This window comes from Yersinia sp. 2545 StPb PI, from assembly GCF_052217125.1.
GTDB classification, from domain to species: domain Bacteria; phylum Pseudomonadota; class Gammaproteobacteria; order Enterobacterales; family Enterobacteriaceae; genus Yersinia; species Yersinia enterocolitica_E.
This window is the reverse complement of record NZ_JAZGPY010000001.1, coordinates 638495-655126: the sequence shown is the minus strand read 5'-3', so window position 1 is coordinate 655126 and position 16632 is coordinate 638495. Positions and strand designations below refer to the sequence as shown.

Sequence of the window (16632 nt, the reverse complement as noted above, 5' to 3'; positions counted from 1 at the left end):
CTGAGTCTTCACTTCCTGCTGATTAAATGGATGTTTTATCCTATTTAGGATCAGCCTAAATTTTGTAAGTGCCAAGGGAACTCACTATGACGGACTCCAGCCAGCCAGAATCACCATCACGGGCAAAAGGAGATAATGTTTTCTTTGCAAAACAAACTTTACAGGCCATGGCCTTGCTGGTTGGGGCAACCATCATTATTGCAGCGGTAGGCATTATCTATATCGCCTCGCAATTAAATGAACGAGCGACATCTCAAAGTCGTTTTCTGGTAGAAAAAGCCTGGAAAATGCGGCAAGACTCAATAAAAACCCGAATAAAAGACAATGCTTTCTGGGGTGATGCTTATGAACATTTGCATGTAAAAGTCGATCCTGACTGGGCTTTTGTCAGCCAAAATCTGGGGCCGTCACTGTATAGCGACTTTAATTATGAGGGAGTGTTTGTTGTTGATGGGCTAGGAAAAACCCGTTATTCGGTCATCAATGGGCAACTGAAAGATATTAGCCTGCCCGATTGGCTCAACAAAGATATAACCCCGTTGATTGACGCCGCCCGAGCGCGGGCAGACAAACAATATATTGCAACTGAAACCATCGACGTGGCTGGGCAACCGGCCATTGTTGCGGCTGCGGCCTTAACTACTGGTAGTGATCCACGCGTTAAAACAGTGGCTGGAGCACCCTCTGTTCTGGTGTTTATCGATTTACTGACACAGCCCGAGCTAAATACCTTGGGCGAAGATTATGGTATTCATCAACTGCGTACCCCTGAGGATGAAAAAGACGCGGCATCCAGCCCGTCAGTTCTATTATCTGCCAGTGATAACAGCGCATTGACGCTGCATTGGAATCAGGATATGCCCGGCGCGCAACTGCTCAACATATTACTCCCACTACTGACGCTGGTTGCATTGATTCTTGGGCTGACCGGCTGGTTAGTTCTGCGGCGGGCGATGTCAGAAGCACGGGTAGCGGATGAAAACAAATCTGCTTTAATCGCCAGCGAAGAACGCTTTCGTCATGTCGCCGAAGCTGCTACCGACTGGTTATGGGAAACCGATGCCGATTTACGCATCACCTACCTGTCGCAACGGTTTTTGACCATTACCGGATTAAGTATGGAGCGCTGGCTGGGGCGTAATCTTGATTCACTGTTAAATTGCGATATTATCCCGCTGCGCTCTTGGTTACAGCACACCCATCTGACTGAATCTCGCAATGAGTTGCAATGCACTTATTTCTCCGCCAAAGGCGATAAACGCATTTGCCGTATTTATGCCAAACCTATCATCCAAAACAACGAAACCATTGGGTTCCGTGGCACCGCATCGGATATCACCCGTGAAATAGAAGCACAGGAACGGATTCAGCACCTCTCTCTACATGATGCATTGACCGGTTTACCCAACCGTCTGCGAATGAAAGAATTCCTGGAAAATAAGTTACGCCATTTAGCTGCGGCCCCCCACCCGCTGGTTATCCTCAATGTTGACTTGGATAAGTTTAAACCTGTTAACGACACTTTTGGTCATGTTACCGGTGATCTGGTACTGCATCAGGTATCTGAACGCCTAAGAAGTTGTTTGCGTGATCAAGATTTAGTCGCGCGTCAGGGGGGAGATGAATTTGTTCTAATTATCACAGGTCTTGCGTCACGCAAAGAAATTGAACAGCTTTGTACGCGCGTTATCACCCGAATCGAAAGTCCTTACGTGATAAATGATCAGGATATTTATATCGGGGCCAGCATTGGTATTGCACTGGCACCTCAAGACTCAATGCAAGCCGAAGAGCTATTACGATTTGCAGATATTGCCATGTATGAAGCTAAAAACAGTGGCCGTAACCGTTGGAGCTTCTACTCCAGTGAAATGAATGAGCGCCTGATGCAACGCAGTGAGCTAGAGCGTTTTTTACGTCAGGCCGTTAAGCACAACGAATTTAACCTTTATTACCAGCCACGCTACCGTATTGAGGGAACACAACTGACGGGTGCTGAAGCCTTGGTGCGCTGGAACCACCCGATTTTGGGGCTGCTGATGCCGGATCAATTTATTGCGCTGGCCGAAGAGACGGGGCTTATCACCTCAATTAGCGACTGGACCATGCTACAGGCATGTCAGGATGCATCGACATGGCCCTCGTCACTGATTGTTTCCGTTAATATTTCTGCGGTTGAATTCAGGAACCAGCGCCTGATAGAACGAGTGCGCCAAGTCCTGCTGCTCACTGGGCTACCTAGCCATCGATTGGAGCTGGAAATCACCGAGCGGATAATGATTGAAGATGCCGATGGTGCCTTTAAAACCATGACAGCATTGAAAACCCTGGGTGTGCGCTTATCGATGGATGACTTTGGTACTGGATATTCCTCACTGAATTATCTGCGCCGCTTCCCGTTCGATGGATTGAAAATTGATAAGAGCTTTACCGATGAACTGGCCGAGTCACATGAAGGCCAATCAATTGTCGAAGGAATCATTAACCTCGGCCATGCGCTGTCCATGACGGTGACCGCCGAAGGGGTAGAAACCGCCGAGCAGCTCGGGCAGTTACAGACTCTGATGTGTGATGAAGTTCAGGGTTATTTCTTGGGTAAGCCAATGAAACTGGATGATTTATTAGTTCTTATCCGTAATACACATTATGACTGAGGGCCGTTCAGCCGCTGGCGCTCAAGGCGATAGGGCTGAGCGGTAACGCTATTTTTAAGAGGTTAACCGGGGAGAGGCTATACCAGATCGCTTATTTTCAGTTGATAAAGGCCATCTAGAAAAGCTGGAATAAAGCTACCAGGGCCTGCCACCTGCTGAGATACCTGCCCGCCGACTTGTGACATCACCCGGCAAGCCGTTGCCACATGATGTAAACGGTCGCCTTCCAGTGCGCAAAATGCCGCTACCACGGCAGAAAGTGCGCACCCCGTCCCCACTACCCGGGTCATCAGCTTATCGCCACCGGTCACGGCAAAATCACGCAGGCCGTCGGTGATATAATCCACCTCACCGGTAACCGCAACCACAGTCTGCACCTGTAGTGCCAATTGGCGAGCAGCAGGCAGTGCACTCACCGAAGAATCGACACTATCCACCCCACGCCCCATAGTCGCCATACCGCTTAATGCCATGATTTCCGAGGCGTTACCCCGTATTGCCGCCGGTTTTAGCGCTAATAATTGATGGGCAAAATCAGTACGATAGACAAGCCCGCCGACCGCAACGGGGTCCAGCACCCAAGGGGTAGAGGATTGATTTGCCGCCTGGATTGCCGCCAGCATGGATTCGGCCTGAGCGCGGTGTAACGTGCCGATATTGATAAGTAAACTGTTCGCCATTGTACTAAATTGTGCGGCCTCTTCAGCTTCAACCACCATGGCAGGAAAAGCCCCTAATGCCAGTAACACATTGGCAGTGAAGGACTGTACTACCTCATTAGTCAGGCAATGGACTAATGGCGGTGTAGTTTGGAATTGTTGCAAACAGGCCGCCGCCAGTGCATCAGGGTACGGGAGAGGAGCGATTGAAAAGTCAGAGCGAATAGTATTCATGATATCCCCCACCGGCGAAGAAGAAGGGGGACCGTTGTTTATGGACTCAACAACGATACCGCGACTTCCCTCCGCTGGTATAATCCAGATCAGGTAATACGGGTAAAATCTCAGCCATTACGCATTTAGCGGCAGGCACCCCGAGTCAACGAGCTTTATTATTAACACAATTAGCGGTAATCAAACACCATTAGCCATAATCATCACTTATGGCATTTTGACGCAGCGGCAATCAGTGCTTGCCCTAGAGCCAGCCCACCATCACCGGCAGGCAGACGCTGGGGCAGCAACAGTTGGAAATCATGCAGTTGTGCGCTAAGTAACTCACGCAGTAACCGGTTATGTAGCACCCCACCTGAAAAGACAATAGTATCAATACGATAATACTGGGCCGCCTGCCGCGCCAAAGTAGCAAATCCCTGGGCCAGAGCAAAATGGAACGCATAGGCCCGCTCCGCCGGAGTGGCATTATAAGCCAACCATTGCTGCCAGAAAGTGGCTAAGTCCAGTTGGTTATCGCACAGCGGCATCGTCACTGGCGGCACTGAAACCGCACTTTGTCGCGCCAGTGCTTCCAACTGGCAGGCGGCTTCGCCCTCCCAACTTATCGATAGCGGGGCAAGATTGAGTGCAGCCGCTACTGCATCAAATAAGCGCCCAGTTGAAGAGGCCAACGGCGCATTAATCCCCCGCTCAATCGCCCGCGCCAATACCCTACCCTCCGGCTGAGGAATCACCGCACTCTCAGGCAAATGTTGCCAATTGGGGACATAGCGCTGTAACTGGGCCAGCAGGTTACGCCACGGTTGACGCGAGGCCAGATCGCCACCGGGTAGTGCCACTGCGGGCAAGCCACCAATATATTCACAGCTCGTATAATCTACTCGTAGGCATTCACCGCCCCACAATTGACCATCAGCGCCATAACCCAGCCCATCCAATGCCACACCAATCACCGCCCCACCCTCGCGAGGCCAGCCATGCTCTGCCAGACAAGCCACCAGATGGGCATGATGATGTAGCACGTCAACACAAGGGATATTCCACTGTGCTGCCAGGGTTTTCCCTAATTGGTGGCTGACGTATCCGGGGTGAGCATCCACCGCTATCACCTGTGGTGTGAAATGGTAAATATCACAAAACAGCGCCACTAACTGCTGCTGTTGCTGTGCGATATCGCGGTCTTCCAGATCCCCCAGATGTTGACTCAACACTGCATTACCATCACGCAGCAGGCAAAACGTGTTTTTCATATCCGCACCCAGCGCCAGAACTGCTGGCTGCTGGCTAAATCCCGGAGGTAACTCGAAAGCATCTGGCACATACCCTCTGGCTCGGCGTAGCATTTCAGCACTGCTGCCGGTGAGTCGCACTAATGAGTCATCGGCCCGCTGCACAATTTGCCTATCGTGCAATAACCAGTGGTCAGCAATATCTCTCAGGGCACCTAGCGCCTGCTCATTACTCAATGCCGGGGGTTTACCACGGCCATTACCGGAGGTCATCACCAGAGGCCGTCCGACCTGTTGCAGCAGCAAATGTTGTAACGGATTGGCGGGTAGCATCACGCCAATTTCAGGTAAGCCCGGTGCCAGCGCCGTACACAGCGGGCTATCAGCCCGCGACGAAACCAACACAATCGGAGCCGCAGGGCTACGTAACACGCGTAATAACGCGGCGCTATCGTTACTTTGCACGCAGCGTGATAACCAGTCGGCGTGCGGTAACATCACCGCCAGCGGCTTGGAAGGCCGTTGCTTGCGCTGCCGTAAACGGGCCACCGCAGCAGCATTGGTGGCATCTACCGCCAGATGGAATCCTCCCAGCCCTTTGACGGCAACAATATCTCCTGCCAACAGGGCGGCTGCGGCTTGCTCTAGCGCCGCAAAGTTGTGCGCAATCGATTGTCCCTCTCGCCCCGTTAGCCACAATTGCGGGCCACAATCGGCACAGGCATTGGGTTGGGCGTGAAAACGGCGATCGGCCGGATGGTCATATTCTGCCTGACAGGCGGCACATAGTGGGAATTCGCGCATGGCGGTATAAGGCCGGTCATAGGGCATGCGGTGGATAATAGTAAAACGCGGGCCACAATGGGTGCAGTTGATAAACGGGTAGCGGTAGCGGCGATTGGCAGGATGGTTCATTTCAGCCAAACAGGCGTCGCAGGTTGCAGCATCCGGTACAATTTGCGTATCCATCTGCCCGGCACCGCTGTGATGAATCACAAAATCCAGTGGCGGCTGCGCCCAATGGTAGGGCGAGGTGGTGACACTATCAATTTGTGCCAATGGCGGGCAATGACGCGGCAGTGCCTGTAAGAAATCCGCCAGCGCCGGTGATTGCCACAAGTGAATCGTCACGCCCGCACTGTCGTTACTGACATCGCCCCTTAGCGCAAAGCGGTGGGCAAGCTGCCAGATATAAGGGCGGAACCCCACGCCTTGCACCTTACCTTTTACCCGCAGGCAGAGGCCATTTTTATCCACAGAAACTCCTTCACAAGGCTGCCAGCAACCTGTTTTATAGCTCGGAGATTGCGGGGCGACTGCACCGATGGGCGCTTCGACGGCTCACGCCGTTACGACCCATTCGGCACATTTCCCCACTTATCAAATAGTTAATCGCCTGTCACTTCAAGTGCGAATGGGTTCCCAAAAGTCATTGGAGTTACAGGTAGGCAGCAAGTAAGCAAATCCCGATGAGCTGACATCAGTCAGTGATTCGGGTGAGCGAACGCAGCTAACACCCCTGCGGCTTCAAGGACGAATGGGATCAGCAAATACGGGGCAATGGCTCATCCAGAGGCAAATCCAATCTACGCGAAACACCATACGCACCGCATAAGCGCACTTGTTTATTCTCAGTCACCTGCCCGATAACGGCGGCATCCTGGCCGAGTGGATGGTTATGGAGCGCTGTTAATACCACTTCTTGTGTCTCTGGTGACACCACCAGCACCAGCTTACCTTCGTTGGCAAAGTTGAGTGCATCCAGCCCCAGCAATTCGCAAATACCCCGCACCGCCGGTTTCAGGGGGAGATCTGATTCGTTGATCTCCATGCCGCAACCGCTGGCGGCCGCAAATTCATGTAGGATCGCCGTCACGCCGCCACGGGTAGCATCACGTAACGCCCGCACTCCGGGAATAGATCGCAGCGGAGCGATCAACGGTGCCAATAGTGCACAATCGCTCACCAGCTCTGCTTCCAGCCCCAGCCCTTCACGCAGGTTCAGAATGGTCGCACCATGATCACCTAAAGTGCCACTGACAACGATCCGATCACCAGCACGGATCATCGCGGTTCCCCAGTGAATATCTGCGGGGATCACTCCTATGCCGGTGGTATTGATAAAGATCTTATCCGCCGCGCCACGCTGCACGACTTTGGTATCACCTGTAACTATCTGAATCCCCGCCTGCCGCGCGGTAGCCGCCATTGATTGCACAATGCGCGTGAGAACATCCATCGGCAAACCTTCTTCCAGAATAAAACCGCAGGAGAGATAGCGTGGCGTTGCGCCACTGACCGCCACATCATTTGCTGTGCCGCACACGGCCAACTTGCCGATATCGCCGCCGGGGAAAAAGATCGGATCAATGACATAGCTGTCGGTGGATACCGCCAGCCGATCGCCCTGTACGGTTAGATCCGTCAGCGCGATACGCGCCTGATCTTCCCGTTCATTCAGCGCCGGATTGGAAAACTCCGCCAGAAACAGTGATTCGATCAAGCTCTGCATTGCCCGGCCACCGCTGCCGTGGGCCAGAGTAATCTCTTTCTTATTCATTTAGTTGTGACCTTATTAATAACCCAAAGTCATTGGAGTTGCAGGTAGGCGCTGCAAGCGAACGCAGCTCCCCTCAGCAGCTTCAAGTACCAAGGGTTATCGATACTGATAATAAGCGGCGCAGGCCCCTTCGGATGACACCATCAGCGCGCCAAAGGCATTGTCTGGCGTACACTCACCGCCGAACAGTGAGCATTGATCAGGCTTGCAACGCCCAGTCAGCACATCACCACAGCGAGATCGTGGAGAGTCTGCCACCTGCTGCTGCTGTGGTTTGAAACGTAATTCGGCATCAAATTCGGTATAGTCAGGGCTGAGTTGTACGCCGGAATCCGCGATTTCCCCCAAACCACGCCATTCGCTGCTGGCTTTAGCAACAAAAACCTCTGTCATTGCCTGTTGTGCCAGTAAGTTGCCGCTGTCCGGCACGATACGCCGATACTGGTTCTCTACCACACAACGCCCGCTGACCATCTGTTCAAGCAGCATTACTAGCCCCTGCAAGATATCCAGCGGCTCAAAACCGGTAACCACCAATGGCTTGTGGAATTGGTCGCAAATAAAGCCATAGGGCGTGGTGCCAATCACCATACTGACATGACCGGGAGCCAGAAAAGCGTCGATACGCACATCCGGTTGTTGCAGCAAGCTACGCAAGGTAGGAATGATGGTGATGTGCTGGCAGAACACAGTGAAATTGGTCAACCCGAGCCGTTTGGCTTGTTGCAGGGTTAAGGCACTGGCAGGCATGGTGGTTTCAAAGCCGAGGCCAAAAAACACCACTTGGCGATCAGGATTATGCTGTGCCAGCGTCAGTGCATCCAACGGCGAATAGACCACGCGAATATCCGCGCCGCGCCGTTTGGCATCCAGCATCGAACCATTGCGCCCTGGCACACGCATCGCATCACCGTAAGTGCAAAAAATCACCTCAGGATGCGTGGCGATTTCCAAACAGCTATCAATGCGGCCCATCGGCAACACACATACCGGGCAGCCCGGTCCATGGACAAACTCCAACCCCTCAGGCAGCAGTTGATCAAGGCCGAATTTGAAGATCGCATGAGTGTGCCCACCGCAGACTTCCATAATTTGTAGTGGCAAGCGCTGTTGATCCGCGATCTGCGGCAATAACTGTTCGATCCGTTGCAATAATGCGCTCACTAATGCGGGATCACGAAACTCATCAACGTAACGCATCGCGTGCCTCGCTTGCAGCGCTGGCATCCCAATCCAGCCCAACTGCCTGCATATGTTCCAGCGCGGCCAGTGTCTGTTGTGCCTCTTCTTCGTCAAGCAGGCTCATGGCAAACCCAACATGCACCAACACCCACTGACCTAGCAATGCCGCCGGGGTATCGTCGCATACCAGTGCGATATTGATTTCACGCTTCACTCCGCTCACTTCCACCCATGCCAGTTGGTGAATGTCTTCACCCACCGCCACAATTTTGCCGGGAACGCCTATGCACATCGCTGTGTCTCCAGCCATTCCAGCCACAAATCCATCCCCTCTCCGCTACTGGCAGACAGCGCAATCACCTGAATATCAGGATTCACCTGACGGGCATAGGCAATGCACTGTTCAATATCAAAATCCAGATAGGGCAGCAGATCGATTTTATTGATAATCATCAGGGTGGAAGCTGCAAACATATGGGGGTATTTCAGCGGCTTATCTTCGCCTTCAGTAACTGACAATACCGCCACTTTATGGCGTTCGCCCAGATCAAAGCTAGCCGGACACACCAAGTTGCCGACGTTTTCAATAAACAGCAGGCTATCATCAGCCAGAGCTAAACGGTGTGCCGCATCGTGCACCATCTGCGCATCCAGATGGCAGCCTTTACCGGTATTGACCTGAATCGCGGGTACGCCTGTGGCGCGAATACGTTCGGCATCATGGGTGGTTTGCTGATCACCTTCAATTACCGCGCAAGGCACTTGCCCGGCCAGCAGTTGCAAGGTCGAGGTCAGTAGCGTGGTTTTGCCAGAACCGGGGCTGGAAACCAAATTCAGCGCCAGAATATGTTGTTCGACAAAATGCTCACGATTATGGTGAGCTAACTGGTTATTTTTGCTCAGCACGTCTTGCTCGATTTGCAGCAAGCGGCGCTGACCCATGCCCGGTGCATGGCTGCCAGCCTCGCCCTGTCCGTAATGCAGCCCTTGTTGATCGGCATGCACTTGTGGCGCAAAGGTTTCAGCTTCCGGCTGAGCTGATTCCGGTATCGCTACCGGTTCAGGCGTTTTACCGTGGTAGTGATGATGAACATCGCCCTGATGGTAATAATAGTGATGATGGACAATGACCGGCTGCGTGCCTTTGGCAACATATTTATGTTTATGCTGAGTTTTTTGCGGCTGGGCATCGTTGGGGTGGTCATGATGGTGATCATCATGGTGGTGGCCATCGTGATGATGGTGGCCGTGACCATCATCATGATGGTCGTGGTCATGATGGTGACTGTCGTCGCCTTCGATCTTTGTTTCGCCGCTGGCGCAACCACAAGTCGTGCACATAGGAATTCACTCCTTCAGGATTATTCCACTTCTATCTGTTTTACCTGCAAACTGTCACCACTCTCCACTTGCAGAGCATGGCTGCCACAATGCGGGCACCCGGCATCGTGCCGTTCAATCTGAACACTGGCGCTACACTCCCAACACCAGGCTTGTGCGGGTAAATAATTGATATGCAATTGGCAATTAGCTGCCAATGTCTCACGGCTGGCCGCGTCAAAACTAAAACGCAATGCGCTCTCCTCAATACAAGAGAGCGCACCAATCTCCAGCCATACCGCCGTTATTCGTTTGGCCCTGTTAAGCCTGGCCTGTGTTTCAATCAGCTCCAGCGTACTGAGGCATAAACTGATTTCATGCATGCTGATTCGTCATTTGACTAAACAACGCCCGCCGCCGTGGATTAACCGGTGCATCAGCATCGCTAATGGGCAGTGAAAGCACCATGCGAGCGCTCTGTTCTGCCAGAAGCAGCGCCTGTTCCGCTTGCAGCGTGGTGTCCAATGGCGACATCAACGAGCGGCTCAGGTACTGGCCGCAGCCGGCTATTTCGCCGAGCGTAAAACTGATGGTGCCACATGGCAGTGCCAGCATCAGGCGCTCACCCACCACCCGACGCGGCCAGCTTTGCTGCGGCCCCGGTAATACCACTAAACTCAGCATCCACGGGGTTAATAACGCCCCCACCCATTGCTGCTCAAATAACTGAAAGCCACAGGCGCGTAGCGGTATGTGGTCACGGTAGAATGGCAAGCCGCGCATCTCATCCGCGGCAATCTGGCTAAAAACCTGCTCCAGCAAAGGTGCCGGGTTTTGCGTCAGCCCGATAATGCCAGCGTCATCAAGGAAATCAGACATGGTCTTGCTCCCGCGCGTTGAGCGTAATTCCGCTTAAGCGCAATGCGACCAGAATCTGTTCCAGCGCGGGTTCCATCGCCTGTATCACCGTCGGTGTCAGGCCAATTCTTGGCGCCAGAGATTCTGGCACCACACCCACCAATGTCAGTTGGCGCGGGGATTCACCGGTCAGTTGCAGTGCCATCAGCACATCGCATAATCCTAACTGATGGGGCGAGACTTTGCGGCTGAACATAGCCGGTATCTCTTTATCATGCAGCACCGCGACACTGCCCGGAGGCTGGCCGGTGAATACCGCATCAGCAACAATCAAATGTTCGCGGTTTGCCATCGCTTCCATCAGCTCTAAACCGGCGGTACCGCCGTCCAACACCTCAACACCTGGGGGTATCTCAAAGCGTTGTTCCAATGCTTCAACCAGACGTACCCCCACCGCTTCATCGCTGAGTAATAAGTTACCTATACCTAATACCAAAATCCCCATCACAGCACCTTGACTTTGGTCACTTCGTTGCCCGTTGTATCAACAATATGTACGGCACAAGACATACACGGGTCGAATGAGTGAATGGTCCGCACCACTTCGAGCGGTTTGGCCGGATCAGCAACCGGTGTACCCACCAGCGCTTGTTCGTATGGCCCGGGTTCGTCATTGTAGTTACGCGGGCCGGCGTTCCAGGTGGAGGGCACCACCGCCTGATAGTTGGCGATTTTGCCGTCTTTGATGACCACCCAGTGCGACAACATGCCGCGTGGCGCTTCTTCAAAGCCAACACCGCGGATTTCGCCAGTTAACGGAATATTCGGTTTGATAAAGGTTTCTACGTCGCCGGTACCGATATTGGCCACCAGCGCCGTCCATTGCTGAGCCAGCGTTTCATGCAGCACGCAACAATGCACTGCGCGGCCAATGATGCGACCCAGCGTCGATGGCAGTTGATCTTGAGTGATAGCCTGCCCGCTCAATTTCTGATAGGCCGCGCCAATATCGCTGAAATGCTGTTTAGTCGGCGCGTGGTCAGCCGCCAGACCGCACATCAACCATGCCAGCGGCCCAACTTCTACCGTTTTGCCGTAGAAAGTTGGCGCTTTTACCCACGAGTATTTGCCCTCTTCCTGCCAGCCGGTGTAGTTCGGGTTGGTTTTGCCCTCCCACGGTGCCAGCGGCTCGTCATCTTGATACCAGGCATGTTTGCCGCTCTCGGCAATCCCTTTGATCAGATAAGGATCGTTATGGTTGGCAATCGGCCGGAAAGTACCCTTATCCAGATAGCCGCCCGGCAGCAGGAAAGTCTCCCCTTTGCGATCGGTCGGTAGCTCCGGCACGCTGAGATAGTAATCCGCCCCTTTACCCAGATTGAGCCAACCTGGATAGTGGGCAGCGATCACCGCCGTGTCCACTTTATAAACTTGCTCGATAAAACTGCCCAGTCGGTCGATGAAGGATTTCACCAACATCAAGCGCTCCAGATTAAGCACACTTGGCATATCTAGATTGATTGGATTGGCAACGCCCCCTACAGCCAGATTCTGAATGTGCGGTGTTTTGCCCCCCAATACCGCCACAATGCGGTTGGCATCGCGCTGGCACTCCAGTGCTTGCAAATAGTGCGCTACCGCAATCAGGTTCACTTCTGGTGGCAACGCCATTGCCGGATGGCCCCAGTAGCCGTTGGCAAAAATGCCTAACTGCCCACTGGCCACCAGGTCTTTGATTTTCTGCTGTACACGGCTGAACTCTTCCGCGCTGTTCAGTGGCCAACTCGATAAGCCACTCAACATGGCGGCCGCCTTCTGTGGCGAAGCTTGCAGCGCGGAGGTGACATCCACCCAATCCAGTGCTGACAGTTGGTAGAAGTGCACGATATGGTCATGGATGCTGTGCGCGGCCAGAATCAAATTGCGGATATGTTGCGCATTGACTGGGACTTCCATCCCCAGCGCATTTTCCACGGCGCGCACCGAGGCGATAGCGTGGATGGTGGTACATACGCCACAAATACGCTGCACAATCATCCAGGCATCGCGGGGATCATTGCCTTGTAAAATTTCTTCCATGCCACGCCACATGGTGCCGGAGGACCAGGCTTTAATGACCTTGCCGTCCTCAATTTCGCAGTCGATCCGCAGGTGTCCCTCAATGCGGGTGACGGGATCAATGGTGATGCGTTGGCTCATGCTTTACCTCTGTCTGATTATTCTTATGTAATTGCCCGTGAGCAGGCAGCACCGGCAATAGCCGAATCAATAAAATGTAGGCGCAGACCTCAATGGCGACAAAGCCAATTGAGATCAGGATTTCACTGGTGGTTGGGAAGTAGTTGTAGCCACCTCCGGGGTTAAAGGCCAGTAGCGAGTAGTTGAGCCGCCATAGCGCCGCGCCCGCAATCATGCACAGCGCACCGATAAACAGTAAGCGGCTATCTTCTCTGGCCCGCCGGATACGGAAGATGATGAGCGGCAAAGTCATCAGTCCGATTTCAGCCCAAAAGGCGATAGCGTAGCGGTCGAAATGCAGCAGATAATCTATTTTGTGCCGCACTACCACTTCACCCAAGCGCAGCAAGACAAATAGCAGCAGGAATAGGTCGATAATGGTGGTCAGCCGGGTAAACAGCGGTGCTTCATTGGCACCTCGCCCACGCAGTCCGGCCTGCACCAAAGAGCCTTCAAAGATGACAATAGAGAAGCCCAGAATGGCGGCGGTGAGCAATGAAAATAGCGGTAACATTTCATAGCTTTGCCACAGCGGATGAATCTTCGCACCTGCGGCAATCATCAATGAACCCATTGAGGACTGATGCATAGTCGGCAGCAGCGCACCCAATGCAATGACGAAAAACATCACTTTGTTCAGCCGCTTGAGCGAAACCTTCCAACCGAGGCGTTCAAACAGTGCGGGGGCAAACTCCAGCGCCATTACACCGATATAAATGGTCATACAGACGGCGGTTTCGAATAATACCGAATTGACGTTAAAGTAACCGGGGATAAAGAAGTAAGGCAGGTTCCAATAGCGGCCAACATCAATGGTGATCGACAATCCCCCCAGCGCATAGCCAAATAAACTGGCTAACAGCGCCGGGCGTACCAGCGGGTGATATTCGCCCCGGTTAAAGACATAAACCGCCCAGGCCAACGCCCAGCCGCCACAGGCCAAACCGGTTCCCACCAATAAGTCGAAAGCGATCCAGATCCCCCACGGGAAGCCGCCGTTCAAATCACTGACTGAACCCAGCCCGAGCACCAAACGTTTAACTATCAGCAGCGCGCATAACACCACAAAAGGCGCTAGCAGCATCACCGGCCAACTGACCAGCCGCCCACCCAATGGACTGGATTTATGCATCGTCATCTGGACCGTCCTTTTTATCGTGCGTGTCGGCATCACTGTCTTTGCGCTCATCGCGGGTATTGCGATGCACCAGCGCCGTCACACCGGCCAGTACCGCCAGCGGCAGGATCATGCCTTTGTACAGGGTGTGCTGAACATGCTCCGAACGCGCACCGGTTGCCAGTTCTGCCAACGGTGGCAAATCAAGTTTCTCGGTCGGAATACCCGCCAGTACCAACACCTGCGTACCACCGCCCTCTTTTTCGCCGTATACGTGCGGATCATAATGGGCAACCGGATGCTCGTATGTGTCGTTGGCACTGAGTGTCTGACGTGGGAAACGATAGTTCTCACCCGGTGTTAACGTCAGCCGCCGTTTGGCTTCTGACAGCAACGCTTCTCGGGTACCAAATATCACCGCCCCGGTCGGACACACCTCAACACAACCAGGCAAACCGCCTTTGTCGAGCCGCTCCACCCCTTTCTGATTACACAACTCACATTTATGGATCTTGCCAAAGGGATTATCGTAATCGTATTTCGGCACATTGAACGGGCAGCCAACCATGCAGTAGCGACAGCCGGTACAGATATCCGGGTCATAGTGAACGATGCCGGTTTTGGCATCTTTGCGCAGTGCGCTGACCGGGCAGACGGAAACACAGTTGGGATCAACGCAATGCATACACTGCTTTTTGATATAGGCGTAACCATCTTCCAACTGATCTTTATGGATACCTGCACCACTGGTCCACACCTGAATAATGTTGTTGGTATAGGGGCTAAGTTTGTCGTTATTTGACCAGATAGCATCACCACCGGCGTAGGTTTCACCGTGCGCGGCAAACTCGCTGTGATTAATCTGTTGGCATTTACTGACACACGCCTGACAACCGACGCATAACGTCGAGTCATACAACATGCCAAGCGCACCGGGGATCGGTGGTCGGTTTTGGACCTCAGCTTTACTGCTGGGGGAAAGTCCCGCCAGCAAGACACCGCCCGAGGCTAATTTGAAAAAGTGACGTCGGTTCACGGCTATTCCTCCCGCGATGAGTGATCGTCATCTTTACGGCGCTGCTTCTGTTGCCGCCCCAGCTCACGCACCGTCATCAGGCTGACACCGGCAACCAATCCCACCACCCCACCCAGCAACGCGGTGGCGGTGGTAGAAACCTTGCCACCTTCCACATTATGGATCTGTGGTTTTTCAGCGCGTGGTGTTGGGTTTTCGACATTGGCTAATTGAGCAATGCTTTTGGTAAAACCAATCCCCTCTTCGTTACAGCCGTAGCACGGATGACCGATGCCGACCGGCCAGATGCCACCACCAACATCGCAGAACTCTAGGGTTGGACAGTTACCGTAGGTCTCCGGCCCCTTGCAACCAAGGTGATAGAGGCACCAGCCCTGACGATGCCCTTCATCACCAAACTGACGGGCAAAACGACCGGCATCAAAGTGCGGGCGACGCTCGCAGTTTTCATGGATCAGACGGCCATAGGCAAAGGTAGGACGGTTCTTGGCATCCAACGCCGGCGGCCGCCCAAAGGTAATGATATGAGCGACGGTTGCCAGGAAGTTATGCGGATTCGGCGGGCAGCCGGGAATATTAATCACGGTTTTCCCCGGTAGCGCCGCTTGCAAACTGACCGCGCCGGTTGGGTTGCCACCAGTGGCTGGCACGCCCCCCCAGGCAGAACAGGAGCCAATGGCAATAATAGCTGCCGCATGTTCCGCCGCTTCGCGAATATGCTCGACAATAGGTTTGCCCGCCACCATGCAGTAAATCCCACCATCTTTCAGTGGGATAGAACCATCCACCACCAGTATGTACTTCCCTTTATGCTGTTCAATAGCGCGGTGCTTATTCTCTTCCGCCTGCTCACCAAATGCTGCTGACAGCACTTCGTGATACTCCATTGAGATAACACTGAGCAGCAAATTCTCCAGGGTGGGATGCGTTGAGCGCAACAGTGACTCGGTACAGCCGGTGCACTCCTGAGCACCAATCCAGATGACCGGCGGCCGTTGTGGTGAACCGACCATATTGGCAATTTCTGCGGCAGCCTTACTGCTGAGCCCCATGGTGGCAGCCAGCGCTGCACAAAGCTTCATAAAATCACGACGGTTAACGCCATGCTGGGAAAGCATGTTTTTTCCCCTGTCATTATTATTATATTGTTCACATACCCGATACTAATGATGGGTATATCCCTATAAAAAGCATGGTCTTATATCCAATAGATTTCGAAATGCTGGGCGGCCGCAAACGAAAGAACCCCGATGAACTTACATAAGTAAGTGATTAGAGTAAGTGAGAGCAGCCAACACACCTGCACTTTGAAAAAAGATGAAGGATATTCTGTTAATAGTTTGTAACTCTGCAAATATAATTAAGTTGATCTTTATCAATGGATAATTGATTGAGTCTGAAAGGGGTAAATATCTGTGAACTAAAACCGTTTCAGCAAAACATTTCATTTGCCAGAAAATAAAAAATCTGTCAGGAGGTAATGCGGAGGATGCAGATGGAATTCAATATCATTAACCCAAAATAGTAAATTAATGTAATGAC

At 53.0% G+C, this 16632-nt stretch carries 13 protein-coding genes, 1 pseudogene and 1 riboswitch; of the genes and pseudogenes, 1 reads left to right on the top strand and 13 read right to left on the bottom strand.

The window, feature by feature from the left end; genetic code table 11:
- The first annotated feature begins 86 nt into the window (after positions 1–86).
- Positions 87–2654 (top strand): bifunctional diguanylate cyclase/phosphodiesterase, encoded by a 2568-nt coding sequence (locus V1955_RS02860; RefSeq protein WP_442820492.1) that lies wholly within the window; start codon positions 87–89, stop codon positions 2652–2654.
- A 77-nt stretch (positions 2655–2731) separates the two neighbouring features.
- Here the strand turns inward: V1955_RS02860 and thiM are convergent, their stop codons facing one another.
- From thiM to hybO, 13 genes and pseudogenes are all read right to left on the bottom strand, one after another.
- Positions 2732–3547: a hydroxyethylthiazole kinase gene (gene thiM, locus V1955_RS02855; protein ID WP_083162479.1), complete on the bottom strand. Its 816-nt coding sequence runs from the start codon at positions 3545–3547 to the stop codon at positions 2732–2734.
- A 49-nt stretch (positions 3548–3596) separates the two neighbouring features.
- Positions 3597–3700: riboswitch (TPP riboswitch) on the bottom strand.
- Positions 3701–3750: 50 nt separating this feature from the next.
- Entirely contained in the window at positions 3751–6036 is a 2286-nt protein-coding gene (hypF, locus tag V1955_RS02850) for a carbamoyltransferase HypF (RefSeq protein WP_442820491.1), read from the bottom strand.
- A 286-nt stretch (positions 6037–6322) separates the two neighbouring features.
- Positions 6323–7339, bottom strand: coding sequence for a hydrogenase expression/formation protein HypE (hypE, locus tag V1955_RS02845; protein WP_442820490.1), 1017 nt, complete (start codon positions 7337–7339; stop codon positions 6323–6325).
- A gap of 96 nt (positions 7340–7435) precedes the next feature.
- Positions 7436–8539, bottom strand: coding sequence for a hydrogenase formation protein HypD (hypD, locus tag V1955_RS02840; protein WP_083162473.1), 1104 nt, complete (start codon positions 8537–8539; stop codon positions 7436–7438).
- Entirely contained in the window at positions 8526–8813 is a 288-nt protein-coding gene (hybG, locus tag V1955_RS02835; RefSeq protein ID WP_083162471.1) for a hydrogenase maturation factor HybG, read from the bottom strand. Before hybG ends, hypD begins: the two co-directional genes overlap by 14 nt.
- A complete protein-coding gene (gene hypB, locus V1955_RS02830; protein ID WP_372569645.1) occupies positions 8804–9862 on the bottom strand; it encodes a hydrogenase nickel incorporation protein HypB in 1059 nt (352 codons plus the stop codon). Before hypB ends, hybG begins: the two co-directional genes overlap by 10 nt.
- Positions 9863–9882: 20 nt before the next feature.
- Complete coding sequence (gene hypA, locus V1955_RS02825) at positions 9883–10224, bottom strand: hydrogenase maturation nickel metallochaperone HypA (RefSeq protein ID WP_442820489.1); 342 nt, start codon at positions 10222–10224, stop codon at positions 9883–9885.
- Positions 10217–10720, bottom strand: a complete 504-nt coding sequence (hybE, locus tag V1955_RS02820) for a hydrogenase-2 assembly chaperone (protein WP_032906918.1) — start codon at positions 10718–10720, stop codon at positions 10217–10219. The genes hypA and hybE overlap by 8 nt, the downstream gene beginning before the upstream one ends.
- Entirely contained in the window at positions 10713–11204 is a 492-nt protein-coding gene (locus V1955_RS02815; RefSeq protein WP_442820488.1) for a HyaD/HybD family hydrogenase maturation endopeptidase, read from the bottom strand. Before V1955_RS02815 ends, hybE begins: the two co-directional genes overlap by 8 nt.
- Positions 11204–12898: a hydrogenase 2 large subunit gene (hybC, locus tag V1955_RS02810; protein ID WP_372569650.1), complete on the bottom strand. Its 1695-nt coding sequence runs from the start codon at positions 12896–12898 to the stop codon at positions 11204–11206. Before hybC ends, V1955_RS02815 begins: the two co-directional genes overlap by 1 nt.
- On the bottom strand, positions 12876–14075 hold the full coding sequence (gene hybB, locus V1955_RS02805; RefSeq protein WP_372569651.1) for a Ni/Fe-hydrogenase cytochrome b subunit: 1200 nt from the start codon (positions 14073–14075) through the stop codon (positions 12876–12878). Before hybB ends, hybC begins: the two co-directional genes overlap by 23 nt.
- Positions 14062–15090 carry a hydrogenase 2 operon protein HybA gene (hybA, locus tag V1955_RS02800; RefSeq protein ID WP_050086541.1) on the bottom strand — a complete coding sequence of 343 codons (1029 nt, stop codon included), beginning with the start codon at positions 15088–15090 and terminating at the stop codon, positions 14062–14064. The genes hybB and hybA overlap by 14 nt, the downstream gene beginning before the upstream one ends.
- A gap of 2 nt (positions 15091–15092) precedes the next feature.
- Positions 15093–16225: pseudogene (hybO, locus tag V1955_RS02795) on the bottom strand (hydrogenase 2 small subunit).
- Positions 16226–16632: the final 407 nt, after the last annotated feature.